This window comes from Pedobacter humicola (genome assembly GCF_056490705.1).
Genome location: NZ_JBWJIG010000011.1, coordinates 206,138 through 229,958, shown reverse-complemented (window position 1 = coordinate 229,958; position 23,821 = coordinate 206,138). Strand labels below are relative to the sequence as shown.

At 40.1% G+C, this 23,821-nt stretch carries 24 protein-coding genes; 8 read left to right on the top strand and 16 right to left on the bottom strand.

Annotation, left to right across the window (positions count from 1 at the left end; genetic code table 11):
• Window positions 1-3 precede the first annotated feature (3 nt).
• Window positions 4-822, bottom strand: coding sequence for a hypothetical protein (locus tag AC04Q1_RS17915; protein ID WP_478365943.1), 819 nt, complete (start codon window positions 820-822; stop codon window positions 4-6).
• Between the two features lie 3 nt (window positions 823-825).
• Window positions 826-1,653, bottom strand: coding sequence for an ABC transporter ATP-binding protein (locus AC04Q1_RS17910; protein ID WP_478365942.1), 828 nt, complete (start codon window positions 1,651-1,653; stop codon window positions 826-828).
• 308 nt (window positions 1,654-1,961) lie between these two features.
• Here AC04Q1_RS17910 and AC04Q1_RS17905 point away from each other — a divergent pair, with 308 nt between their 5' ends.
• Window positions 1,962-3,041 (top strand): NADH:flavin oxidoreductase/NADH oxidase, encoded by a 1,080-nt coding sequence (locus AC04Q1_RS17905; RefSeq protein ID WP_478365941.1) that lies wholly within the window; start codon window positions 1,962-1,964, stop codon window positions 3,039-3,041.
• A 157-nt stretch (window positions 3,042-3,198) separates the two neighbouring features.
• Here AC04Q1_RS17905 and AC04Q1_RS17900 read toward each other — a convergent pair whose 3' ends face one another.
• The 3 genes from AC04Q1_RS17900 to AC04Q1_RS17890 form a co-directional block, all read right to left on the bottom strand.
• Window positions 3,199-3,912, bottom strand: a complete 714-nt coding sequence (locus AC04Q1_RS17900) for a zinc metalloprotease (RefSeq protein WP_478365940.1) — start codon at window positions 3,910-3,912, stop codon at window positions 3,199-3,201.
• Window positions 3,913-4,067: 155 nt separating this feature from the next.
• Complete coding sequence (locus tag AC04Q1_RS17895; protein WP_478365939.1) at window positions 4,068-6,380, bottom strand: TonB-dependent receptor; 2,313 nt, start codon at window positions 6,378-6,380, stop codon at window positions 4,068-4,070.
• Between the two features lie 111 nt (window positions 6,381-6,491).
• Window positions 6,492-6,824: a hypothetical protein gene (locus tag AC04Q1_RS17890; protein WP_478365938.1), complete on the bottom strand. Its 333-nt coding sequence runs from the start codon at window positions 6,822-6,824 to the stop codon at window positions 6,492-6,494.
• A 113-nt stretch (window positions 6,825-6,937) separates the two neighbouring features.
• On the opposite strand from AC04Q1_RS17890, the gene AC04Q1_RS17885 reads away from it, so the two are divergent.
• The 4 genes from AC04Q1_RS17885 to AC04Q1_RS17870 all read left to right on the top strand — a co-directional run bounded on the left by AC04Q1_RS17885 (window position 6,938) and on the right by AC04Q1_RS17870 (window position 9,722).
• Window positions 6,938-7,510 (top strand): TlpA family protein disulfide reductase, encoded by a 573-nt coding sequence (locus AC04Q1_RS17885; RefSeq protein ID WP_478365937.1) that lies wholly within the window; start codon window positions 6,938-6,940, stop codon window positions 7,508-7,510.
• Window positions 7,511-7,615: 105 nt separating this feature from the next.
• A complete protein-coding gene (locus AC04Q1_RS17880; RefSeq protein ID WP_478365936.1) occupies window positions 7,616-8,119 on the top strand; it encodes a GNAT family N-acetyltransferase in 504 nt (167 codons plus the stop codon).
• Window positions 8,119-8,601, top strand: a complete 483-nt coding sequence (locus tag AC04Q1_RS17875; protein ID WP_478365935.1) for a MarR family transcriptional regulator — start codon at window positions 8,119-8,121, stop codon at window positions 8,599-8,601. The genes AC04Q1_RS17880 and AC04Q1_RS17875 overlap by 1 nt, the downstream gene beginning before the upstream one ends.
• Before the next feature lie 62 nt (window positions 8,602-8,663).
• A complete protein-coding gene (locus AC04Q1_RS17870; protein WP_478365951.1) occupies window positions 8,664-9,722 on the top strand; it encodes a nucleoid-associated protein in 1,059 nt (352 codons plus the stop codon).
• A 67-nt stretch (window positions 9,723-9,789) separates the two neighbouring features.
• Here the strand turns inward: AC04Q1_RS17870 and AC04Q1_RS17865 are convergent, their stop codons facing one another.
• The 6 genes from AC04Q1_RS17865 to AC04Q1_RS17840 form a co-directional block, all read right to left on the bottom strand.
• The gene (locus tag AC04Q1_RS17865) at window positions 9,790-11,136 is read right to left on the bottom strand and encodes a DUF58 domain-containing protein (protein WP_478365934.1); all 1,347 of its coding nucleotides are present in this window, start codon (window positions 11,134-11,136) and stop codon (window positions 9,790-9,792) included.
• A 168-nt stretch (window positions 11,137-11,304) separates the two neighbouring features.
• A complete protein-coding gene (locus tag AC04Q1_RS17860; protein WP_478365933.1) occupies window positions 11,305-12,282 on the bottom strand; it encodes an AAA family ATPase in 978 nt (325 codons plus the stop codon).
• Window positions 12,263-13,453: a DUF4350 domain-containing protein gene (locus AC04Q1_RS17855; protein WP_478365932.1), complete on the bottom strand. Its 1,191-nt coding sequence runs from the start codon at window positions 13,451-13,453 to the stop codon at window positions 12,263-12,265. Before AC04Q1_RS17855 ends, AC04Q1_RS17860 begins: the two co-directional genes overlap by 20 nt.
• A complete protein-coding gene (locus tag AC04Q1_RS17850) occupies window positions 13,450-14,226 on the bottom strand; it encodes a DUF4129 domain-containing protein (protein ID WP_478365931.1) in 777 nt (258 codons plus the stop codon). The genes AC04Q1_RS17855 and AC04Q1_RS17850 overlap by 4 nt, the downstream gene beginning before the upstream one ends.
• Entirely contained in the window at window positions 14,180-14,917 is a 738-nt protein-coding gene (locus AC04Q1_RS17845; RefSeq protein WP_478365930.1) for a hypothetical protein, read from the bottom strand. Before AC04Q1_RS17845 ends, AC04Q1_RS17850 begins: the two co-directional genes overlap by 47 nt.
• Before the next feature lie 148 nt (window positions 14,918-15,065).
• Window positions 15,066-16,019: a stage II sporulation protein M gene (locus AC04Q1_RS17840; RefSeq protein WP_478365929.1), complete on the bottom strand. Its 954-nt coding sequence runs from the start codon at window positions 16,017-16,019 to the stop codon at window positions 15,066-15,068.
• Window positions 16,020-16,192: 173 nt separating this feature from the next.
• Between AC04Q1_RS17840 and AC04Q1_RS17835 the strand changes: the two genes are divergently transcribed.
• Window positions 16,193-16,936, top strand: a complete 744-nt coding sequence (locus AC04Q1_RS17835; protein ID WP_478365928.1) for an RDD family protein — start codon at window positions 16,193-16,195, stop codon at window positions 16,934-16,936.
• On the opposite strand, the gene AC04Q1_RS17830 is transcribed toward AC04Q1_RS17835, so the two are convergent.
• The 5 genes from AC04Q1_RS17830 to AC04Q1_RS17810 form a co-directional block, all read right to left on the bottom strand.
• Window positions 16,933-17,259, bottom strand: coding sequence for a DUF2752 domain-containing protein (locus tag AC04Q1_RS17830; protein WP_478365927.1), 327 nt, complete (start codon window positions 17,257-17,259; stop codon window positions 16,933-16,935). The genes AC04Q1_RS17835 and AC04Q1_RS17830 overlap by 4 nt on opposite strands.
• Before the next feature lie 6 nt (window positions 17,260-17,265).
• Window positions 17,266-17,796 (bottom strand): DUF5684 domain-containing protein, encoded by a 531-nt coding sequence (locus tag AC04Q1_RS17825; RefSeq protein ID WP_478365926.1) that lies wholly within the window; start codon window positions 17,794-17,796, stop codon window positions 17,266-17,268.
• An 89-nt stretch (window positions 17,797-17,885) separates the two neighbouring features.
• Window positions 17,886-18,611 (bottom strand): SGNH/GDSL hydrolase family protein, encoded by a 726-nt coding sequence (locus AC04Q1_RS17820; RefSeq protein WP_478365925.1) that lies wholly within the window; start codon window positions 18,609-18,611, stop codon window positions 17,886-17,888.
• Window positions 18,612-18,654: 43 nt separating this feature from the next.
• On the bottom strand, window positions 18,655-19,383 hold the full coding sequence (gene lipB, locus AC04Q1_RS17815; protein WP_478365924.1) for a lipoyl(octanoyl) transferase LipB: 729 nt from the start codon (window positions 19,381-19,383) through the stop codon (window positions 18,655-18,657).
• A gap of 10 nt (window positions 19,384-19,393) precedes the next feature.
• Window positions 19,394-20,041: a 4'-phosphopantetheinyl transferase family protein gene (locus AC04Q1_RS17810; RefSeq protein WP_478365923.1), complete on the bottom strand. Its 648-nt coding sequence runs from the start codon at window positions 20,039-20,041 to the stop codon at window positions 19,394-19,396.
• A 71-nt stretch (window positions 20,042-20,112) separates the two neighbouring features.
• Here AC04Q1_RS17810 and dcd point away from each other — a divergent pair, with 71 nt between their 5' ends.
• On the top strand, window positions 20,113-20,649 hold the full coding sequence (gene dcd / locus AC04Q1_RS17805; protein ID WP_478365922.1) for a dCTP deaminase: 537 nt from the start codon (window positions 20,113-20,115) through the stop codon (window positions 20,647-20,649).
• 474 nt (window positions 20,650-21,123) lie between these two features.
• Window positions 21,124-23,814, top strand: coding sequence for a carboxypeptidase-like regulatory domain-containing protein (locus AC04Q1_RS17800; RefSeq protein ID WP_478365921.1), 2,691 nt, complete (start codon window positions 21,124-21,126; stop codon window positions 23,812-23,814).
• Window positions 23,815-23,821 lie beyond the last annotated feature (7 nt).

Here is a 23,821-nt window from a genome sequence, read left to right as displayed (position 1 = left end):
ATGTTAAACTTCTTTTTCTTTTAGGCGAACGTAGGTGATCGTCCAAATAATTAAGGTAATGACGCTTGTTACCAATAATAACAAAAGCAAAATCCAATCTTTATCATCTTTTCTGAAATGATGGTGATAGGGAACTTTATCTTTCATTAGCCATTCGGAAACCTTAACAATCAGGAAAGCTATCAGCCCAACAAAAACCATTACAGAAAGCGCAGTTTTGACATAGTGGAAACGGTTAAAGTAAACAGATCCTAAAAGGAACACGCTGGTAATAAGAAAGGGGAAAGCAAAAAAGTAGCCGCAAAATTTTCTATAACCTTCATCATTAAATATCTGATAGGTAATGCTTTCAACTTCTATGATCGCCCCGTTATTTGGCAAGAGCCCTTTAAAAGCATCGAGATGGTTATTTAGGTATTTAACGAAAGCCAGATCTGTTAAATAGAAGATCAGTAAATAACTGAAGATACTTAGAATGGCGGTATAAAATATACCCGAAAGGAATTTTTCGAATACAGATGCAGGTGTCATCAGTTCTAAAATGGCCCTCGATTTTTGTCCAAGGATATTAAAATAGCTGCTTGCTACAATACTGATGAAAATAAATCCTAAAATCAGGAAAAGAGGATAGCGGAAACGCATATCGAGATTATTATCGTAATCAAAATTGTTGTCCTTTAGCGGCGATGGAATACTATAACTATAAAAGCCTACTACAATTCCCAGCAGTACAATAAGGCTGATCAGGTAAATTTTTCCGAAATCTAACCATTGCCTTTTAAGCAATAAGCCAAATCGATTGATATTAAATGTGTTGTTCATCGCTTAACTGAATAGAGGTTTAAATTTAATTTTTTCGGCAAGTATGGCGTTGAAAAGGAGTTCCATATCCAATTTGCTTTCTTCCTGATGGTAGTTTGGCATTACCGCATTATAACCAGAGAGTGAGGGCTCGGCATAAATAATGCTGTCATCAATTTCCTTCACTTTTTTGAAGGTTAGCTTTGCCGTAATTTCTTCTACTGTAGCTTTAAGTGCAACATCGTTTTCATCAAGCATGATCACGGTATCGATCAGGTTATCCAGATCCCTAACCTGGTGGGTAGAAATGATGATGCAACGTTCATCTGTCATGGCAGAAGCCATAATTTTTCTGAACTGTGCCTTAGAAGGAATATCCAGTCCATTTGTAGGCTCATCCATAATGACCAGTTTAGCCTGTGTAGCCAGGCCGAAGGCGATAATTACTTTTTTCTTTTGCCCATAACTCATGTTGATGAGTTTCTGTTCAACCGGAATGTCGAATTCTTTAATCAGATCAGCGAAATAAGCGTGATCGAAGTTTTTGTAAAATGGTGCATTTGCTTTTAGATAGGCATCAATTTTTACCGAAGGCAAATAAAACTCTTCCGGAATAAAACAAATCTGTTCTAAAAGTGCAGGCTGTCTTTTAGCAGGATTGTAACCCATTACATCCAAAGTACCGCTTTGTGCATAAACCAAACCCGCCAGGTTTTTTAATAAGGTGGATTTACCCGCACCATTTTTTCCAAGCAAACCGTAAATATGGCCGTTGCTTAACCGCATGCTCATATTTTTAAATAATGGCTTGTGCTTGCTGTAGCCAAAATTAAGATTGTTAATGTTGATCATATCTACTGTATTAGTTAAATAATACACTAAAGTATGATGTTGTTTGGTGATCTCCAAATTTTTGTGGAAAAAAGTTTAGCGCTGAGCGAATGGCAGTTGGTGTTTTCCTGTCATGCTTCGACGCTTAATGCCCTACACTTATCGCTCTGCGCCATTAAAAGGTAAAATATCCGTTTAATAATTGAGGCATTAAAACTTCCTTATTGTGTAAATTGTATGTTTGTGGAATATGCGAAGAGCGTTCATACAAATGACTTTATTTCATTTTATCGAAAAATGCTGCGCCACTTACGGTTAAACAAAAAGATATGTCGAAATTATTTTCCCCTTTTACCATAAAGGATGTAACCTTAAAAAATAGAATTGTGATTTCTCCGATGTGCCAGTATTCTGCCGTTGATGGCTTTGCCAACGATTGGCATTTGGTACATTTAGGAAGCCGTGCAGTTGGTGGAGCAGGTTTGATTATCCAGGAAGCTTCTGCAGTAACCGCAGATGGAAGAATTACCTATGCCGATTTGGGTATCTGGAAAGATGAACATGTAGATAAACTGAAACAAATTGTTTCTTTTATCCATAATCATGGAGCCATTGCAGGCATTCAATTGGCGCACGCTGGTAGAAAGGCGAGTTGTGAAGTGCCCTGGAATGGGGGAGAGCAGATTGCTGATGGCGAAAACAGCTGGAAACCGGTTGGCCCATCACCGATTCCTTTTAAATTAGGACAGGTTGAACCACATGAATTAACGATATCAGAAATTCAGGATATTGTTTTTGCTTTCAGGGCTGCGGCAAAACGTGCTTTGGATGCTGGTTATAAAGTGATAGAAATACACGCTGCCCATGGCTACCTGCTACACGAGTTTTTTAGTCCGCTGAGTAATAAACGTACTGATGTTTATGGTGGCAGTTTCGAAAACCGCATCCGCTTGGTGATCGATGTGGTTGAAGCTGTACAATCTGTTTGGCCGGAGAACCTGCCTTTATTTGTGCGTATTTCGGCAACAGACTGGACTGAAGGTGGCTGGAACGAAAATGATTCGTTACAGTTGGTCGCGGTGTTGAAAGATCGTGGGGTAGATCTAATCGATACCTCTTCGGGTGGGAATGTACCAGATGCCTTTATTCCTGCAGGACCGAATTACCAGGTTCCTTTTGCGGATAAGATCAGAAATGAAATTGGTATTTATACCGGTGCAGTAGGCGTAATTGTGGAAGCGAACCAGGCGGAAGAAATTTTAGCGGAAGGCAAGGCCGATCTGATTTTTATTGCGCGTGAATCGCTACGTGATGCTTATTTCCCTTCACATGCCGCACAAGTGCTAGGCGATGATACGGAATGGCCAAATCAATATGTGAGGGCAAAGCGGGAAACGTTTAAGAAATAGTTAGTGGTGATATACCGAAAAGAAGAAAACCAGCATTTGCTGGCTTTCTTCTTCTTAATCACTAAGCCCTTAGCCTATGTTTTCTTTTTAAGCCACCTGAACCCGCTCATGTTCCTGTGATTGCTTTCCAAAAAAAAATGTTAAGCTGACTTTTCTCTTAATAGAAAAATTTACTTGCGTTTAAAATGGTTTTATCATTATCCTGCAAGATGCAATTTGGATAGGTTGTATAACCCGTCCACATTAAAGCCTGTGGATTTTCGTTTGTTGGGTGTGGCATTCCGAAAGCGTGCCCCAATTCATGCCCGGCTCCACCAATCCACCTCGGAATAGATTCAGTCATTTGCCCCGTTAAACCTTTCAGGTCGTTTTCGGGCATGGCCGTAAAGCCCTGCGCGCCGGCTCCTGTTGTTCCCGCGGCATCAATATAAACCAGGTAAATGTATTTTGTTTCATCATAACTGCTCCCCAGTAATAATTTAGTATCATTTTTTGCGTTGGCATAAAAATAAAATTGCGCATCACCTGTATTTCCATTTTGGGCGTTAAACCATGCCGCGGCATGCGAACTTTGCATTGTTTCTACGAGCATATTGTTATTAATATGGAAAGTTTTATTACTACCCAATGTAGTTTTATACCACGCCGTTAATTGTGTAATGCAATTCCCGGCAGCTTCGGTATAGGTTTTGTTCAGTAATCGATCAGATGGAACAATATAAATTACCCTGACGCTTAAATTGGCTGGATTTGGATTTGGACCCGTAAAAATTGGCGTATCCATATTCATTTCGGCGCTGTTTTTTGAACAGGATATTAAACCAGATAGCATAAATGCAGCCAATACAAGGTTTCTGAAAAGTGTTTTCATAGCAGATATTAGTTCATGATACGTTGATATCTTTTTAACAGTCAATTGCTTAAATATGTTTGGTAAGTCTTTTCGGTTGCTTTTGACATACAAAAAAGCGGGGCCAATCTTATCGATCAGTCCCGCTAGGAAGATTCAGAATAAACCGAATTAAATTATTTTACCAGGGTAAAAGGAACATACAATCCGAAAGTAATGTTTCTTCCTGTGTTATATACACCCAGATTAGGGTTTTCCTTATCAAAACGGCCCGGTTTAAACCTGCTTAAGGCATCATAATATTTCTGGTTTAACAGATTGTTGGCAGATACCGATAATTTAACGGGTTGTTTACCCAAATTAAATGTAGCGCCGATGCCTGCGTTTAACAAAGTATAGCCACTGGTTGGTGTTTCGAAAACATCATCCACGCGGGTTTGTTTAAATGCCGAATTGATACCTACAGAAAGGTAAGCATCGTTTGTGCCCTTAATTTTAGGCTCGAAACGCAACTCATTTCTCAAAGTTCCTGCAGGGATAAAAGAAAGTGGCCTGTTTAAAGTGTTGTTCTGTGCATGAACATATCCAAAGGTATTTTCGAAATGGATAAATGGAACCGGGTGGATGGTTAGACTCGCTTCAGCACCATAAAGGTTCGCGTTTACCTGCCCGTAGCGGTAAACATCGAAAAGAGTACCATCAACCTCACGTTGTTCGCCATTGTTGGATGCGTAAATATAATTGTGGATATAATTGTTGTAAATGCTGGCACTTGCACTTATAATTTTTCCTTCATATTCTAAAGCCGCGTCTATTTGGTAACTGCGCTCAGGGCTTAAAGCCGAATTACCGATCTCATATCTAAATGTACCTTCATGTACACCATTTGATCCTAGTTCAGCTGGATTTGGCGCACGGAAAGCAGAACCCGCATTGGCCTTAAAGTTCAGCTCATCGTTAAACTGGTGTGTAAAACCTAATGCGCCACTTACATTAGAGAATTTATTTTTAAAAGGCGCGAATAATTCCTCTCCATCATCGAACAATTGTTTACCGTTATTTTTTCTGAAATCGTAACGGGCGCCGATACTAAAGGTATTGCTTTCCCAGTTTTTCTTGGCAAATGCAAAAACACCTAAACCAAAGGTATCATAGGCAGGAATTAAAAATTCTGTTCCCTTATTTTGGCTGTGTGCATCATCCACGCTTAAGCCAAAAACCGGTTGCCAGCCATTGGTTTCGTGTAGATAGTACTTTAAATCTGCATTGTAGGTTTTAAGATCGAAAAATAAAGCCGGATCTGGTCCATCCAGCTCACGGCGCTGGTTTTGTTGATAGCCAAAATCCGCTTTCAGATTGCCATTACCGATAATGAAATTGTTGTTCAAAGCAATCTTAAAGTGACGGATATCCTGACGGGGGTATTCTAAAGTACGGTTTTTATTATCCGCATTGGTAAATGGACTGCCATCTTCTTTAACAAAATTTCCATTGTCATCTAAAGTTGGCTCGTAGAAACCGATGTTGTTACGGAAATTTGAAACGTTTAAGTGTGTGTAACCCCAGCTTTTATTTAAACCCACCATACCGCTTAAATCAGTTTCATTAAAACCGGAGTTAGGGAAATATCCGGTAGGCGTTTTAAAAGAGTAGGCATTTTTATACGTGCCACGGGCCCTCCAAACAAAACCGTTTTCGTTGCCGTTTAACATTAATGAGTTGGCGGTAAGTCCGTTGTTGGTAGAGTAATTGGTGATGAATTCACCCTTGATCTGTCCTTCAGGTGCGCTACTTGGCTCTAACAGGTTGATTACACCGCCAAGTGCATCAGAACCATACATCAGCGACGCTGCGCCACGTAAAACTTCCACGCGGTCTGATTTAAACTGATCGATTTCGATGCCATGCTCGTCGCCCCATTGCTGGCCCTGTTGTTTAACCCCATCATCTAAAGTTACAATCCTATTGTAACCCAAACCTCTGATTACGGGTTTGGAAATAGACGGACCAGTAGTAATCTGAGATACCCCAGGGATTTTGGTTAAGGCATCGATTAAGTTGGTAGAGGGCTGAAGCAGCTGATCTTTACCAATCACTGCCGAAGAGGCACTGTTTCGTTTGCTCGTGCTGCTGATTAAACTCCCGGTGATCACAATTTCCTTGGTTTCTATTGCAGTAGGCTGCAAAGCAAATTCTAATCCGGTAGCGCTGGCGAAGTTTACCACTTGAGTAGCAGTTTTATAACCAACATAGTGTACCTCTACCAGATAACTTCCTTTTGAAGGAAGATTGTTGATCGTAAATTCTCCATCATTGTTGGTTAGGGCCGAAACCTTTAAATCTGGAATAAAAATGGTTGCACCTGGCAATGTTTGTTTGGTGCTGGCATCAATAACCTTACCTTTTATATCTTTTAATATGGCAGCGAAAGCAGGGCTACCCAATAATGTATATAGAATTACCAAGCCAATAAGCTGTAATTTTTTCATGTGTTGTCGTAAATAAAATGATCGGAAAGCCAAAACCATAGCTTAAATAAGCTAGTTTTTAGTTTTTCTTGTAAATAATTTAATTAAGCACGGATGCGCTGGAAAGAAAAATTAAGCTAAAGGGGGACCGCGTAAGCAGGTGCGCTTTATTTCGGTAAAGGCATTTTTTAAGGTAGGTTCTGTACGGCTGAAGATTTTGGCCGACAAGAAGATTCTGTAAATGTGGTGCGTTTGCACATAGTTTTTCTCAAAACTCGCATTACAGATTAAACAGGTATCGCCGTGAGCCTGTACATGGCTTACATGTTTACAATGTGCTTCTTTGGGCACAACAGGAACGGGATTGTGGTGGTGGAGAACACTCCATGGAGTTAATGCAATAGCAAACACGACCAGCATAAATGCTGATAAATATTTTTGGATGTTTTGTCTATGCTTTTTCAACAGGCCAAAAGTAGTAATTCCTAAGCAATTATATATATTTACAAAGTAACATTGTATTTATACTGTTCTGACCAGCGATTTTATCGATGTTTGGTCGCTTAAACCATCCGTTTATGAAGTTTATCAGGAAAAACATACTTAATGCGTTATTTATCGTTGTCCTTTTGGTAATCGTTTTTGTGCCCGACGCAAAAGCTTTTTTTATTAAGGGATTGATGGAAATTGGTTTTTACAAACCCAGTGTTGAAGCACCAAAAGAAAAGGTGACGGGCCTTAACGGAATCCAGTTTAAGGATGCAGGGGGAAAGCTGGTAGATCTGGGTGATTTGAAAGGTAAAGTTATTTTCCTTAATTTCTGGGCAACCTGGTGCCCGCCATGTAGGGCCGAAATGCCTTCCATCAATAAGTTATATACTCAGTTTAAAGATGGTAAAAATATCGTTTTCATTTTCGCAGATGCAGATGGAGATTTTGCAAAATCAGCGGAATTTATGGCTGATCGTAAATACACAATGCCGGTTTACAAAGTAGAAAGTGATATTCCTGAGCAAATATTTACAGGATCATTACCCACTACGGTTATTTTCGATAAACAGGGCAGGTTGTCTTTTAAACACGAAGGCGTAGCCAATTACGCCGATCAAAAGATTATTGATTTCCTCAATAAGTTAAAAAGTAGCAACTAGCATTCCTCTTCCAAATTCTCGAACAGATAAATTTGATGTACAAATGATATTTCTATTCGAGATATATGTAGTTAACTACATATATTTGTTGCATAATATTGAGCAATGCAAAACGATTTTAAAATTGAACGGTTAGATAATCAATTCTGTGAAGAGATTATCGGGTTAATTCTGCCCATTCAGCAAATAGAATTTAATGTAGATATCGATCTGGCAGCACAACCAGATTTGCTGGATATCGAAGAAAACTACAATGGCTCTGGCGGTGCTTTTTGGGGGGCCAAATTAAACGGTGAACTGATTGGGACCATTGCGCTAATTTCCCAGCCGCAAAATCATTCGGGAGCCATTAGAAAGATGTTCGTTAAAAAAGAATACCGCGGAAAGGAACTGGGTGTAGCGCAGGCCTTATTAAAAACCCTTTTGGCGTATTGTGCGGATCATCACCTGAATGAAGTATATTTGGGTACCAAGGATATCTTACAGGCTGCCTGCCGTTTTTACGAGCGAAATGGGTTTAAACCCGTTGAAATGGAAAAACTACCAGTTTATTTCCCTCGCATGGCTGTTGATAATGTGTTTTATAGCCTGGACTTAAAATCTGTTTAATGGAACAAAATGTAATTGATGCTTCTGGTTTATTGGCCATTTCTACCCGTTTGCAAAGGCTGAGCGATCAGATCCGGAAAGATGGTCTGTTGATTTATAAAGCCTTCGGGATCGATTTCCAGCCCAAATGGTTTCCGGTGTTATATACTTTGTATAAAAAATCGACGATGAGCGTGGTTTCGCTTTCTGATGAGATTGGTTATGCACATCCATCTACCATCAGTTTATTAAAAGAACTGGAGAAAGAGAAATTGATCAGGTCTAAAAAAGATAAAGTGGATACCCGTAAACGTTTGGTTGAACTGACCGAAAAAGGAATCGCCCTTCTCTCTACCATGGAGCCTGTTTGGGACGTAATTATTAAAGCCACAGCAGAAATTACAAATACCAAGCATAATTTGATGAAAGCCATTAACGAAGTGGAAGCAAGCTTACAGGAAAAGAGTTTTCTGCAAAGGGCCGAGGTTTATATTAAAAAATGATTGAAGAATAGAATGATTGAATGACGAGAGCGTTAATCAATGATTTTACTATTTTTGCGCCTATGATTTCATTTTTCGAGGCTTCGCTTAAACAACTTTCCATTCACCATACAGGCAATAAACTGCTGGAAGAATATTATAAATTATCTGATGCGCCTTTAAAAATTGATGATGAAGTGTTGGGAAATCTGTTGATGCAGTATTTCCTAAAACCCTTCGAAAAGGTAAATGAAGTTTACCGGTTTTACCATCCTAACGACAATTTAGAACTGAATGAAGTATTTCATTTTGTTCATGAAATTTTTGAAAATAACGAACTGTTTCACGAAGATTCGCAGCAACTGGCCAAACACTTATATGATGTGGCCAACCACCCCAAAATTAAATCGGGGGAGCTGTATGTTGCCTATTTTGAAAAAGTGCAGATCGAAGGTGAGCAGTTGGATGTGGTTGGGGTTTTCAAATCTGAAACAAAGGATACCTACCTAAAAGTGTACCCTGAGCAGGATGGCTTTAACGTAAGTTATGAGCAGGAAGCCATTAGCATTAACAAATTGGATAAGGGCTGCCTGATTTTTAATGTAGATAAAGAAGAAGGCTACAAGGTGGTGGTGTTGGATCAATCGAAAAGCAGCAACGATTCTGCTGTTTATTGGAAAGATGAATTTTTAAAACTAAAAATCAGGAACGACAGTTATAACCAGACCAATAATGTTTTAGGGGTTTATAAAAACTTCGTCACACAGAAGCTGGATGATGATTATGAAATCAGCAAAGCGGATAAAATTGACCTTTTAAACCGTTCGATGAAGTATTTCAAAGAAAAGGAAACTTTTGATATCGAAGAGTTCGGTAATGAGGTAATCGGGAACGCTGAAGGAATTGAATCTTTTAAAAATTATAAAAAAAGTTACGAACAGGAGTTCGAAAGTCCGATTGCCGATAATTTTGAAATTGCCGAATCTGCAGTAAAAAAGCAGGCCCGTGCCTATAAAAGCGTATTAAAGTTGGATAAAAACTTCCACATCTACATTCATGGCAATAAAGATATGATCGAAAAAGGTTACGATGACGATAAATCGATGAACTTTTATAAGGTGTATTTTAGGGAAGAAGAGTAGGTTTTACTCTTGGGTCTGTAGTCTTCAGTCATGAGCCGACTTTGGACTGAGGACTAACGACTCTGGACTAAATCCTTTGTTGTGCCTTTAGCGCCAGATACTGGTTAATCACATTAACGGTTAGTTTCTGTGGTGGGGTAAGGATGGCCAGAATACCATGTTTGTTGAGTTCTTTAACCATCAGTTTTTTCTCGTAGATAAATTTCTCGGCAATAGTTTTATGGTAAATGCCTTCCACATCCTTTGCGGGTTCAGTGGCCAATCCTTTCAGTTCTGTATTTTCGAAAAATACGACAACCAGTAAATGGTATTTGGCAATTCTTTTTAAGTAAGGCAACTGTCGTTGCAGTGCTGATAGACTTTCGAAATTGGTAAAGAAAACCAATAGTCCGCGCTGCTTGACCACCGAGCGTACCGCTGAGTACAAAGCTTCAAGATTACTCTCGAGGTACCTGGTTTTTTCCTTGTACAGCACGTTCATGATGTTGCCCAGTTGTGAAGCCTTACGGTCGGCCGGAACAACAGAGCCGATATTTTCAGATATGGTGATCAAACCGGCTTTATCTTCTTTGAGCATGGCCACTTTGGAAAGTGCAACCGTTGCATTGATGGCATAATCGAGCAGGCTTAAGCCTTCAAAAGGCATACGCATCACACGTGATTTATCGATTACACAATAAATATTCTGCGATTTTTCATCGGTATAGGTATTCACCATCAAGCCGCCTTTCCTTGCAGTGGCTTTCCAGTTGATGGTCCGGATATCGTCGCCGCCCACATAGTTTTTGATCTGATCGAATTCGCTGCTTTGCCCAACCTTTCTGATCTTTTTAATCCCAAATTCGGTTAGGTAGCGCGAAACGGCCATCAATTCGTACTGACCGAGATTGATAAATGAAGGATAAACGGGCAGAACTTTAGCGCCATCAAAATTATAACGCCTGCTGATTAAACCTAATGGTGAACTGGTATAGGCTCTGATAAAGCCAAAGTCGTATTCCCCGCGTTTAGTGGGGCGCAGATTGTAATGGATAGATTTTACTTCGGCAGGTTTTAAGTGCAGTTTAAAATCTTTATCGCGCAGCTGGAATTGAAAAGGCACCTCATCAATTACCCTTGCATTTACACCAAAGCCATAACGGTTTTTGATTTCGATCTGTATGGGGTTTTCATCGCCATTGCTCAGGCGTTTCGCCGTAAATCTTTTGGCTTCAATGCCCTGGGTAATCCGGTATAGGATAAGAACATCAATAAAGAACAAAACCACAACCACCCCAATGGCAATTTCGGGGATATCGCCCAGCCAGGCAAAAAAGAACTTCAACAAAAAAAGCACAATGCAACAGCCTAAGGCCGTAAATAAACGGTCGGTTAGGAATAGATTGGTATAATATTGCTGAAAGAATTTTTTCAAGTTGGGTTAATTGGTTAATTGTTTAAACTGGTTAATTGAATTATAAACTGTAAATTGAAAACTGCCAACTGAAAACCGGTTAATCGACGCCCAACGCTCAACTCCAAACTCAAGAGGTTAATTGTAATCATTAAATAAGACTCAAGACTATGGATTAGCGACTGCGGATTACCTTGGTACTTCAATCTTCTTAATAATCTGATTCACGATATCGCTTGTAGTGAGTCCTTCCATTTCTTTTTCGGGCGATAACAATATCCGGTGCGCCAAAACCGGACCTGCAACGGCAATAATATCTTCGGGTGTCACAAAGTCTCTGTCCTGTATGGCTGCAAAAGCTTTTGCACTGTGTACAATGGCTAAGGATGCCCTTGGCGAAGCGCCCAGATAAAGCGACGAGTTGTTGCGGGTTTCGTTTACGATTTTAGCGATAAACTCCAATAATTTAGGCTCTACAAATAAATTACGGATAATGGCCCTCGCCTCTTGTATCTGTTGTACGGATAATACCGGTTTTACCTCGCTTAATAAGGTTTTATTTACCAAAGTGTGCTGTGCCATTAAAATTGCTGTTTCTTCTTCTAACGTAGGGTATTTAACCTCTATTTTGAAAAGAAAGCGATCCAGCTGGGCTTCGGGTAAACGGTAAGTGCCTTCCTGTTCGATAGGGTTTTGTGTGGCCAGTACCATAAAGGGTTCGTCCATGATATAGGTGTGGCCATCGATGGTTACCTGACGCTCTTCCATCACCTCGAACAGGGCCGACTGGGTTTTGGCAGGTGCACGGTTAATCTCATCAACGAGGATAATATTGCCGAAAATCGGACCTTTCCTGAATTCGAAATCTCCTGTTTTGGTGTTGAATATGGGTGTGCCCAAAACATCAGAGGGCATTAAGTCGGGCGTAAACTGCACCCTCGAAAATTGGGCATCAATTGATTTGGCGAGCAATTTGGCGCTAAGGGTTTTGGCTACGCCAGGTACTCCCTCAATGAGGATATGCCCATCGGCAAGAAGGCCTACAATTAGGAAGTCGATCACCTGTTTTTGGCCTACGATGATATTCCCCAGTACGTTTCTGATCTGATTTACCGCCGCGTTAAGTGCACTTAAATCGGTACGTGGGTTAAACTGTTCTTGTTCCATTGCTTTGCGTATTTTTATAAAACTGTTCTATGCTTTCGTTTAAATTGATCAATTGGGTATCGCTCATGTCGGCCATGCCTGGCGTTTGCATAAAATGCTTCGTTAAGGTTTTAGATAAGGCTTCGTTGATGCCTGTTTTTTCCATTAACAATTGGGCGAATTTGCTGTCGATATCGTTGGTTTTTAAGTAATATCTGGTCCTTAAATATTCCATAAAATAGTTGATCTTTTTTAGGGCAATATCTAAGTTGTTCCGTTCGTGATAATACACACTGCCCACCACATTAACGAAGGCCAACGAAGTATTGGTCAGTGGATCTGCGATCGGGATAATCCGTTGCCGGCGTTTAATATCGTACAGTACAAAAACAATCAGACTGAAAATGCTCAGGTAATAGGCAAACTCGAGTTCGGGGTGTTTAAAGAATACCCTCAGGATGTCGGTAGTGGCGTTTTTCTGAAGCGCAAAATATTCATCAAAAATAAGCTGCTCATTTCCCTGCAGATAGCTTAATGTTTTAGCGGCATATTCTGCCCCATATTTATCGAGCAGATTAAAGTTGGTGTAAAAACCGGGTTCAGCAATCAGGTAAAGGCTGCCCTTACCATAACGGTAACGGATAAAATTAGGCTGGCCCTTTGCATTTACCCCAAGAATGGTGGTTTTAGCGGTATCAACCTTGCTAAAATACTGACTGCCGATGCCTCTTTCAAAACCGTAATTTGCATCGGTTTTGAGATTTGGATTGGTGAAATTTAAGTTACTTCCCTCGGCCGACATTGAGGTAGAGGTTTGTATTTTAAGGTCTTTTTCTATTTTGCCCAGATCATAACTGGCGATAAATACATCATTACCGCTTTGCATGTATTTTACCAATTGTTCGAAATCCGTTTTACTGATCTCGGCTTTCTGTGCCACAATCAAATAAGCTGTTTTACTAAATTTTTTACCTTTTATGGTGTTGTAAATGGCTGTTTTCGACTGTTGAACATTGGCATCGGGTAAAATGTCTTTTATCCTGTTGTACAAAATAAATGTGCCATAGGGAATTTTATCCTGTGCCGCATAAGTGGGTGCCCAGTTTGTAGGTGTGGGTTTGTTGTACTGTGCCACCAGATAGCCCAAAATTAAGAGGGAGCCGATGATCAGATATACTTTATAACCTTTCATTTAATCTGGTTGTTAAACTGGTTAAACGAATGGTTGATCGGCGTAAATTTTCCTTCATCAACAGGGAAATCGCCATACCAGATATAATCAAACTGTAGGGTAAGGCGGCTAAAATCACTTCTGAGTTCGGGTTTACTGATTTCCATCAGGTAATTATAATTGGTTTTATCAGGCTGCCATTGGATGACATCCGCATCGCTCAGCTGTTTTAGCGTCCTCAAATACAGAAGCCTCACAGCCAAACGGAATTTTCCTTCGCCGATTAATCGCTGCAATTCCTGTTCATAATCGATCTCATGGATGTTTTCGGTTATTACATCGTACGGAAGGATGGTCTCCTTCGATTTTCTCCTGAAGATATTCTCGGCACCAATGATTTTGATGACGATGTACAAAATGAGCGCAATACCCAGTCCGATAAATATATACCTCGAAACAAAGTTGGTTGCCGCACCGGTAAATAACCTGCCCACCATATCCCAAAACCACATCCAGAATTTGTCCCACAGCGACAGTTGTTGCTGGCCTATTTCATCATACTGGAATTCTTTTTGCGTTTTATAGTCGCTAATGGCGTTTTTATCGAATTTTGATGGTGTAATTTTGGCGCTATCTATTGCGATCACCACAGGTTTTGCTTTAGGCTTTACAGCCTGCGCATTGCTGATTACCGGAATAAAAAACAACAGGAAAACAAGAAGGTATCGGAATAAAGCACGCTGCATCTTAATATTCTTCAGGTCGGGTATCGATAGGTTTTTCTGTATTGCCAAAATTAGAGATCCGTTCCATCAATCCGGTGCTTTCTTTCTGCTCTACCAAACTGAAGTAGGCCAATGAAATGGTAATAATGGGGATAATGGTAAAAACCTGACACAGCGATTGTAGCACAGTGGTAATCATGGTAAGCGTTACCGACATGTGTGGTGTTTTATGGGTAAACATACCAATCATGTTAAATATACTGGTGGGTAAAATCACCATACTCATACAGGCGTAAACGATAATCCATACTACGATCAGCGTTCCGAAGGTAATCCAGAAATTGTCTTTAATAATTTTGAAGCTTCTGCTAAATGCGTAACCCAAAGTGCCGTTTTCGATCACCATAATCGGGAAAATCATGGCGATATAGGGGAATAGCCAAAATCCAGGTACCAGGCAGAAGATAAAGGCAACACCCAGCAGCAGCATTAAGAGGAGAGAGCTGCCAAAAATCCTGAAGAAGTAATACTTAAAATAACCCCAAACTTCATCTGTAGTAGGTGTATGATTGCCTTTTTGAACATATACAGCAATATAAGATAGTATGGCAACGCTCATACTCGCATAGGTAGCCAGCGAGAACAGGATAGATAAGAAATATTCTAGTCCATATAACCTTCCAAAGCCTAAGCCACCTGTAGTTTTTCCGTTGCCAAAGGTATTGATGATGTTGACCATTTTGTACTGCTGCAGTAACATGGTTAACATGCTGGCTAGAACAAACAAACCGCAAAACGTAAAATAGACCTTAATTAGCGGCTTAAAATTTTGGCGCATAAAGGTAAAGGTATCGTTTATCACTTGCCCAAAATCTCTTCTTTTCTTAAATTCAATTTTGCCGATCATGTTAATTTAGTGTAGGTTGTTTGTTATAAATTTTAATAGGATAAATAAATACGTACCAAATGATGAAAGCTGCAGATGATAACAATATGAGTAAGCTGAGCGCTAAAGGCATTTCGGTATGGCGGGTAACAAAACTCTCAAAAAATGCGGCAACGATAAAAATTGGGATCAGGCCGATTACGATTTTTAATCCATCTTTTGCCCCTTTGCTTACGGATGCCATCCGGGTATAGGTTTTGGGAAATAAAAGACTGTTGCCTAAAATTAATCCTGCTGCTCCGGCCAGTACGATCGCCGATATTTCTAATGTTCCGTGAATCCAGATTACCAGAACAGATTGGAGGCCCAAACCTTTACTAAAAAAGAAATACTGGAATGAACCGAGCATTACGCCGTTTCTGAATAATGAAACGATCGAACCAAATGAAAATAAGATGCCTAAAACAAAAGTATATAGGGCCACAAAGATATTGTTGGCGCCGATCTGAAAAAACATCATAAACTCGTTCTGTTGTTTGTAAACACCAAAAGGATCGCCTTTTGCAATGTTCTCGTTGGTCATGTTTACATAACCATCGCCCATAATCAGGCGCACAAACGTATCATCATACTTCGCCGATAAGGCACCGATGGCACATGAAATCAGGAAAAAAGCAAGCGCATAATACACCTGTTTCCGATGCTGCAAAAAGATTAAGGGGAGTTCTGTTTTCCAGAAATTGATAAACCTGTTCGATTTCTCTTTTTTATTTTTATAAACAGATTGATGCAGTTTTGAAGCCAAACCATTTAAATAAGCCGTGGTTTTAGAATTCGGATAAAATGTTTTGGAGTAGGCAAGGTCGTTGGTGATTTCGATAAACTGGTTGGCCACTTCATCAGGGTTTGCCTGTTGCATGGCATCGTAATGTTGCCACTTTTCCGAATTCTGTTTAACAAATAATGCTTCTCTCATTTAAGGCGTTACCAAATCTTGGGTTAAAATAGCTAATTTTTTATGGAAATGAAATTAACATCATATTCGTTGCATTTGTAAGTATACAGAGATGGAAAATCTAAGGAAACTTTAGTTAAAAAAATTAAGGATGGATATACAGCAATTATCTTTAAAAAAAATTATGTTTGAATATGGATAGCATCAGAATTAGCACTGCTCAAAATATTGATATTGATTACGAAATTGCGGGCCTTGGCGAGCGTATAGCCGCCAGATGTATTGATCTGGCTGGTTTCGTGGTGGTAGGGGGAATAGGGTTGGTATTAATGGGCGTGGCTCAGATGAGTATGTCGGGAAATGCGTCGATGGTTGTCTTTTTTATTTTTCTGGCCATTTTTGTTTTCTATGATCTGGTTTGCGAGATCACCATGGACGGACAGAGCCTCGGCAAAAAAGTGTTAAAAATAAAGGTCATCAGCATTGATGGCACGCAACCCACCTTTGGGCAGTATATTTTTAGATGGTTGTTCAGGATAATCGATTTCGGTTTTCCCTTTGGCTGGGGAGTTGTTGCCTTAGTTTCGGTAGCGGTAACCAAAAACCACCAGCGGGTGGGCGATATACTTGCTAAAACAACCTTAATCAAAACTAAACCCCGCACCGAATTTACCAACGTGGCCTTCAGCTTTAATTTGCCTGAAGAATACAATCCACAATTTAAAGAGGTTTTGCATTTAAACGATCCGGATATCGAACTGATCCACGAAGTGCTGACGGGTTATTATCAAACCGGGAATGCGGATTTAATTTATGCCATGGCTGCTAAAACCAAAGCACATATTTTCGTAAATATTCCAAGCGGGATGAACGAGTTACAGTTTTTAGAGGCGGTGTTAAAGGATTATAACCACCTTACGGCTAATATGGGTGTTTAACTAAAGCACATTTTGTGCAGATAACTGATCATTACAAAATTACCCACCGCGATTACCAGTATTTTAAAGATTAGGGAGTGTCGTTTAACTTTCAGCTGATACAATAAACCAACAGATATAAACAAAAACAGTAACGGAATAGTTGGTGGATAAAGCGACCAGCTTTTGGATAAATCGCCCTGCAGCAGGGCAATTAATGATCTTTGAAAGCCACAACCTGGACAATCGATACCTGTTAAAGCTTTAAATGGACAGGTTATTAAATGATTTTGCAGCCAATCAAACAGGTTGATTGAGCTGCAAAATATAGATATGATAAACATCCTGAATTAAACTACCGGTGGAGGGGTATCGTTAGGCGTATTCTGATTGTCGGTTGGTTTGTTAAAAGGATTGTTTGGACTATTGAACGGGTTATTTGGATTGTTGAAAGGGTTATTTGGATTGTTGAAAGGGTTGTTTCCAAAACCACCATTTTGTGCTTCTGCCGCTGATGGACCTAAATATGTTGCCGGACCAAAGCCTAAAATTGGCCAGAAAATATAAGGAAATATAACTAAGCCCACAGTAAAACCTTCTGATTTACCAAAGCTTTTGCTTAACAGGTTTGTTGCCCAGATTCCAAATACAATGTTCACGCAAGGAATTAGCATCCATAAAATCCAAATCATTGGCTTGCCGATAATTTCTAATAAAATGATCAGATTGTAGATCGGGATAATAGCTGCCCAGCCTGGTTTTCCTGCTTTTTCGAATGTTTTCCACATGCCGGCAATTAGTACAACAATTATCGCAAGGTAAATAATTCCGCCTACAACGCCAATACCTGCGGCTAATCCGCCTCCTTCATACTCGTTCATAATTTTTTAATGTTTTTAAGGTGATTAATTTAAATAGTTAATCTAAAGTAATTTTTTTAATTTAAAAACAGAATAAATAAATGGGTAAATTATTTCAACACATCAGCCACTTTTGTGGATAACGCATTGGCCCATTCGGCATACATTTTACCACTGGGATGCAGTCCATCGTTGGCAACGAGTGCAATATCGGTGGCTGCGTTTCTAGAGGCCGGCGTAATATTGGTGTAGTTTACACCCGCTGCAAGCGTGATTTCCTGGTTTACGGTATTAAAATTGTCGATTTCAGTAGTAATGGTCTTGGGATCGCGGCCTGAGTTTTTGCCAAAAGGGGTAGCACCCCAATCGGGTATAGAAACCACAAAAACTTTACTCTTGTCGCCGCCTGCAAAAGCAATTGCCGTTTGTAACAATTCTGCGAACTCTTTTTTGTAAGTGCTTATCGGGTAGCCGCGGTACTGATTGTTTACCCCGATTAAAAGCGTAACGAAGCTGTATGTTCCGGTTAAATTCTCTTTTTTGATAGCCGATTGCAGTTCGTCGGTAGTCCAGCCCGTAACCGCGATAATTTTTGGGTTGGCTACGCTTTTACCCTGGGCCTGTAACAGGTTTTGAAGTTGATAGGGGAAAGATTCTGCCTGTTTAACGGATTCGCCAATCGTGTACGAATCGCCTAGTGCCAGATAAGTGTAATTGCCCTTTGCAGCGGGGTTGGTTAGAGGTTTATCAATAGTGGGTTCGGTATACATGGGCGCTTCTTTTGTACAGCCCGAAGTTAGCAAAGAAAATAAAATGACGTTCAATAAAATCTTCATAGTGTAATTTACGAAGTAGACTTGAACTTAGTTTGTTTGCGGGTTAAATCAGCCTCATTTTAAAAAGCTCGGCAATGTGGTTTTTTAATTTTTCTTTAACCTCTTCTATATCTGGTTGATACCCGAGCTCATTTGCCAAAGAAGTAACCGCTTTATCGTCAATACCGCAGGGAACAATATTTTTGAAATAATCGAGGTCAACATTTACATTAAAAGCGAAACCATGCATAGTAACCCAGCGACTGCAGCGCACGCCCATGGCACAGATTTTACGTGCCTTTTCATTGTCGGCATCTAACCAAACACCCGTATAACCCGGATAACGACCTGCTTCAATACCGTAATCTTTTAAAGTCAGGATCACGGCTTCCTCCAGCGTGCGCAGGTATAAATGGATATCAGTAAAGAAATTATCAAGATCAAGAATAGGATAACCTACAATCTGACCAGGCCCATGATAGGTAATATCCCCACCGCGGTTTATTTTGTAATAGGTGGCCTCCTTGTCTTTTAAGCCCTGCTCATCCAGCAATAAATTTTCAGGGTGCCCGCTTTTGCCCAAAGTATACACATGTGGGTGTTCGCAGAATATAAGGTGGTTAGGGGTGGGTTTATGGGTATTGTTTACACGGTTTTCGGTTTTAACGGCCACCGTTTTATTTAATAAATCTTCCTGTTTATCCCAGGCTTCCTGATAATCTGTCAAGCCCCAATCCGTAAATAGGGTTGGAATTAAATCTGCTGCAATCACTTTTCCCGCTGTCTCGTCCATCTTAGTATTTTTAAAAGTTGCTTGCCACGTAACCCAGCATATAACCATCTTTGGTTTTAAAATAATTAACGGCTAGCTCACGGGTGCCATCGGGCAGTTCGACGATTGCATTTAAAGAGCCTTCACTTTTTAATTTAAAAGGTTTGATGTGGATGTGTTGTTTAAACTCCAGTCCCTTTTTACCATGCCATTTATAAATCGCTTCTTTGGCACACCAGGCCACGTATAAACCGTCCGTATTGTCGCCAATCTGTTTTTGGGCAAGCTCTACATCGCTCAAAAACTTGTGTTTAATGCTTTTTATTTTATGTTTGATCAGTTCAATATCTACACCGACCGGATGGTCTTTGCTGATCATTACAGCAGCATAATCGAACGAATGGCTTAACGAAATATGATAGTCGAAATTAACCAGATAAGGTTTTCCATGTTCATCAAACTGGCAATCGATGTATTCGGTAGTATTGAGCATGGTTCTTAACAGCAGTCTTGTGCTTAACCAATGCAATAAGCGTTTGCCGCTGTTTAATGATGAAATGATATCACGTTCATGCTGCTTAAGCTGCAGTCCGGCCAACAATTCTTCCTCGGTTTCCTCAATTTTCCAAATTGCTAAAACAGAATGCTGATCAATATTTTTATTGTAAATTATTGGCATTGATTAAATTGGAGATTACATGCAAAATTATCTTAAATAAATGATAATTTAGGCCAAAAATACGTATAAAAATGATATTATCTGATAGCAGGATATTAGAAGAAATTGAGAAGGGAACAATCATCATTGAGCCTTTTAAACGCGAATGTTTAGGCACTAACTCGTATGATGTTCATTTGGGGAAATATCTGGCTACCTATAAAAGCCGTGTACTGGATGCCAGGGCACATAATGAAATCGAGCATTTTGAGATTCCGAAAGATGGCTATATCCTACATCCCGGCACGCTATATCTTGGGGTTACGGTTGAATATACCGAAACGCATGGGCATGTACCATTTTTGGAAGGGAAAAGCAGTACCGGCCGTTTGGGGATCGATATCCATGCAACAGCGGGTAAAGGTGATGTAGGTTTTTGCAATACCTGGACATTGGAAATATCGGTAGCACAGCCTGTAAAAATTTATGCAGGGATGCCGATCGGTCAATTGATTTATTTTGTGGTTGAGGGTAAGATCGAAACCATGTACAATACAAAAGGCAACGCCAAATACAACAATAAAACCACCAGGCCGGTAGAAAGCATGATGTGGAAGAATAAGTTTTAAAGCGCGGGTTGAACGGTTAATTGTTTAAATCGGTTAACTGTAGATGTTATTTTGTTAAACTGCCAATTTCCAACTGAAAACTGAATAATTGTATTGGAAACGAACGGCATGTTTTTTTGGCGGCCTGTAGTCCCGCCATTTGCTATGGTCCTGATAGAAATAATCAGGAGCCACCGCTGCTGTCGGGTTTATTAACAACGGTCTGTTTTCTGGCCACTATACCTTGTCTTTAAACCCGATTGTCGTGGATGCCGATTTTTCATCGGCAGAAACAAAAGCGGGGCAGAAGAAGCCAAATGTTCCGAACCCCTCATTTCCAAATCAACAGGATAAGCATACCCTTGATAAATGTTTATTGGGTTAACCTGAAACCGTCAACTAAAAACTTAGAAGTAAAACGAATTTTCATGTTAACTTCATAAAAGTATGCCTTAGGTTTTGTACCTTGAGGCGTATTTAATTGTACCTAACCACATGAAACCCAGAATTATTCTCGCACTCAGCTTTGTTTGTTTATTGATCGGCTTTACGGCATTTAAAATGGACGATGATCCATTTAGTCAGCTCTTACAAAAATTAGAAGATTACACCAGCAAATACCCTCAGGAAAAAGTTCACCTTCATTTAGATAAGCCCTATTATGCCATTGGAGATGATATTTGGTTCAAAGCATATGTGATGAACACCAAAACTTCAGCCCCGTCAGGCATTAGTAAAATCCTGTATGTAGAGCTGATCAATGAAAAAGATTCGCTTAAAAGATTGGTTAAACTGCCTGTGATGGGTGGTATTTCATGGGGGGATTTTAAGCTGACCGATTCGCTCGGTGAAGGCAATTACCGCATCAGGGCGTACACCAATTATATGCGGAATTTTGGAACAGAATTCTTCTTCGACAAAACAATTAAGATCGGAAACAGCTGGGCTAACAAAGTTTTTACAAAAACCAGCTATAATTTTACCAAAGAAAACAATGCCGATAAAGTAACTGCTACCGTGCACTTCGAAGATAAAAACGGGGTAGCCTATAGTGAAAATGAAATCAGTTATGATGTTCAGCTGGATTTCCGCTCGGTAGCCAAGGGAAAGGTTAAAACCAGTTTAGCCGGCGATGCCGTAATCAATTTTACCAATACTCAATCATTTCAGAATAAATCGGGTAAAATTGTGGCCACCATTACCCTTGATAACAAGCAAAAAGTTATTAAATCAATCCCGATTACCTCAACCTCTAATGATGTGGACGTTCAGTTTATGCCCGAAGGAGGGACATTGGTTGAAGATCTGCCACAAAAAGTGGCCATTAAAGCCGTTAATTCTAATGGAAAGGGCGAAGATGTTGAAGGGGTAGTTGTTGACGAAGCTGGAGCCGAAATCACCAATTTTACAACGGGTTACCTGGGGATGGGCAACCTGGTGTTCAATAGCCAGGCCGGGAAATCGTATTCTGCTAAGGTTAAATTTAAAGATGGATCGCAGAAAACCGTAAAACTGCCTGTAGCAGCTAAAAGCGGTTATGCCATTTCGTTAAACAGTTTGGATACCGGCAAAGTTGTGCTTAAAATCATGGCCAGTGCCGATCTGGTTAACGGCGAAGAACTAAAGGTGGTGGCGCAGCATGGCGGAAACGTATATTATGTTTCAAAAGCGAAGATGGATAAGCAGGTTTTGGTGGCCAATATCCCCAAAAAGAATTTACCAACGGGGATTGTTCAGTTTACCTTATTTTCGGGTAGCAACCAACCAATTGCAGAGCGTTTGGTTTTTGTAAACAATAAGGCTGGTTTAATTGATCTGGCAGTTAACTCCTCAGGTGTTTCCTCTGCCCGGAAAGGAAAGGCCAGTTTCGCTTTTGATGCGGCAAATGAAGGGCAACCGGTTTTAGGCAGCTTCTCTGTTGCGGTTACCAATGCCACTAAAGTAGCGCCTGATGAAGATAATGAGACCAATATCCTTACTTCTTTGTTGCTTACTTCCGATTTGATCGGATACGTAGAAAAACCCAACCATTATTTTTTAAAAGATGATCTTCAAACACAAAAAGAGCTCGACAACCTGATGCTTACCCAGGGATGGAGAAGGTTTATCTGGAAGAATATCATCAATAATGTTGGGCCTAACATTACCTATAAACCCGAACAGTCTATTACCATAAGTGGAACCATAACCAAAGGCAATAAACCTGTACCCGGTGGCAAAGTAATGCTTATGGCCACAAAAGGAACCATGTATATTTTAGATACGGTAACCAATGCCGAAGGGAAATTTGTTTTCGATAACCTAAGTTTTGGCGACAGTACAAAATTTGTGGTTCAGGCAAGAACCAAAACCGAAAGGAAATTTGTTGATATTAACCTTGATGTAGTGCCTAATCAGATTGTAACCAAAAATAAAAATGGCGCCGATATCGATATTAATGTGAACAATACGCTAATGAAGTATATCAAAGAGAGTGATAACTATTTTAACGAAATGACCCGTTTGGGCTTACTCGAGCGGACAATTAAACTGGAAGAGGTAACCATTACCGAAAAGAAAAATCCTGCTAAAAATTCATCAAACCTGAACGGTGCCGGTAGGGCAGATTTTGTCATGACAGCCGATCAGTTATCTACTTGCGTTACCTTATCTCAATGTTTACAGGGGCGTTTACCTGGAGTAATATTTAGGGGAAATGTGCCCTATTTAATGCGCAGTCAGAATACGCCTATCAATATTATTGTTGATGGGATGCAGATGGAAGCCGATTTTCTGGATAACGTTACCCCCAGCGATGTAGAATCTATCGAACTGTTAAAAAGTATCGGTAATACGGCAATTTATGGTTCGCAAGGTGGCGGTGGTGTAATTATTATTACCACTAAACGTGGCGACGGTGGTAGAAGTACCGACCGTTATGCTCCGGGAATTGTAACTTTTAATCCTAAGGGATTTACAGTCTCCAGAGAATTTTATTCGCCAAAGTATGATTCGGAAAGTTCAAGCAGCAGGGCCGATTTAAGAACAACCATTTACTGGAATCCACAGGTGGTTGCCGATAAAGAGGGGAAAGCCAGGTTCGAGTTTTACAATGCCGACGAACCTGGAAGCTATCGTGTAGTAATCGAAGGAATAGATGCAATGGGGCATTTGGGCAGAAAAGTTTACACTTATGAGGTTAAATAGGGAAAAA

What these genes read in the sequence shown, in the direction of transcription:
- AC04Q1_RS17915 (WP_478365943.1), bottom strand. Translation starts at nt 822, where the DNA reads ATGAACAACACATTTAATATCAATCGATTTGGCTTATTGCTTAAAAGG.
- AC04Q1_RS17910 (WP_478365942.1), bottom strand. Translation starts at nt 1,653, where the DNA reads ATGATCAACATTAACAATCTTAATTTTGGCTACAGCAAGCACAAGCCA.
- AC04Q1_RS17905 (WP_478365941.1), top strand. Translation starts at nt 1,962, where the DNA reads ATGTCGAAATTATTTTCCCCTTTTACCATAAAGGATGTAACCTTAAAA.
- AC04Q1_RS17900 (WP_478365940.1), bottom strand. Translation starts at nt 3,912, where the DNA reads ATGAAAACACTTTTCAGAAACCTTGTATTGGCTGCATTTATGCTATCT.
- AC04Q1_RS17895 (WP_478365939.1), bottom strand. Translation starts at nt 6,380, where the DNA reads ATGAAAAAATTACAGCTTATTGGCTTGGTAATTCTATATACATTATTG.
- AC04Q1_RS17885 (WP_478365937.1), top strand. Translation starts at nt 6,938, where the DNA reads ATGAAGTTTATCAGGAAAAACATACTTAATGCGTTATTTATCGTTGTC.
- AC04Q1_RS17880 (WP_478365936.1), top strand. Translation starts at nt 7,616, where the DNA reads ATGCAAAACGATTTTAAAATTGAACGGTTAGATAATCAATTCTGTGAA.
- AC04Q1_RS17875 (WP_478365935.1), top strand. Translation starts at nt 8,119, where the DNA reads ATGGAACAAAATGTAATTGATGCTTCTGGTTTATTGGCCATTTCTACC.
- AC04Q1_RS17870 (WP_478365951.1), top strand. Translation starts at nt 8,664, where the DNA reads ATGATTTCATTTTTCGAGGCTTCGCTTAAACAACTTTCCATTCACCAT.
- AC04Q1_RS17860 (WP_478365933.1), bottom strand. Translation starts at nt 12,282, where the DNA reads ATGGAACAAGAACAGTTTAACCCACGTACCGATTTAAGTGCACTTAAC.
- AC04Q1_RS17855 (WP_478365932.1), bottom strand. Translation starts at nt 13,453, where the DNA reads ATGAAAGGTTATAAAGTATATCTGATCATCGGCTCCCTCTTAATTTTG.
- AC04Q1_RS17845 (WP_478365930.1), bottom strand. Translation starts at nt 14,917, where the DNA reads ATGTTACTGCAGCAGTACAAAATGGTCAACATCATCAATACCTTTGGC.
- AC04Q1_RS17840 (WP_478365929.1), bottom strand. Translation starts at nt 16,019, where the DNA reads ATGAGAGAAGCATTATTTGTTAAACAGAATTCGGAAAAGTGGCAACAT.
- AC04Q1_RS17835 (WP_478365928.1), top strand. Translation starts at nt 16,193, where the DNA reads ATGGATAGCATCAGAATTAGCACTGCTCAAAATATTGATATTGATTAC.
- AC04Q1_RS17830 (WP_478365927.1), bottom strand. Translation starts at nt 17,259, where the DNA reads ATGTTTATCATATCTATATTTTGCAGCTCAATCAACCTGTTTGATTGG.
- AC04Q1_RS17825 (WP_478365926.1), bottom strand. Translation starts at nt 17,796, where the DNA reads ATGAACGAGTATGAAGGAGGCGGATTAGCCGCAGGTATTGGCGTTGTA.
- AC04Q1_RS17820 (WP_478365925.1), bottom strand. Translation starts at nt 18,611, where the DNA reads ATGAAGATTTTATTGAACGTCATTTTATTTTCTTTGCTAACTTCGGGC.
- lipB (WP_478365924.1), bottom strand. Translation starts at nt 19,383, where the DNA reads ATGGACGAGACAGCGGGAAAAGTGATTGCAGCAGATTTAATTCCAACC.
- AC04Q1_RS17810 (WP_478365923.1), bottom strand. Translation starts at nt 20,041, where the DNA reads ATGCCAATAATTTACAATAAAAATATTGATCAGCATTCTGTTTTAGCA.
- dcd (WP_478365922.1), top strand. Translation starts at nt 20,113, where the DNA reads ATGATATTATCTGATAGCAGGATATTAGAAGAAATTGAGAAGGGAACA.
- AC04Q1_RS17800 (WP_478365921.1), top strand. Translation starts at nt 21,124, where the DNA reads ATGAAACCCAGAATTATTCTCGCACTCAGCTTTGTTTGTTTATTGATC.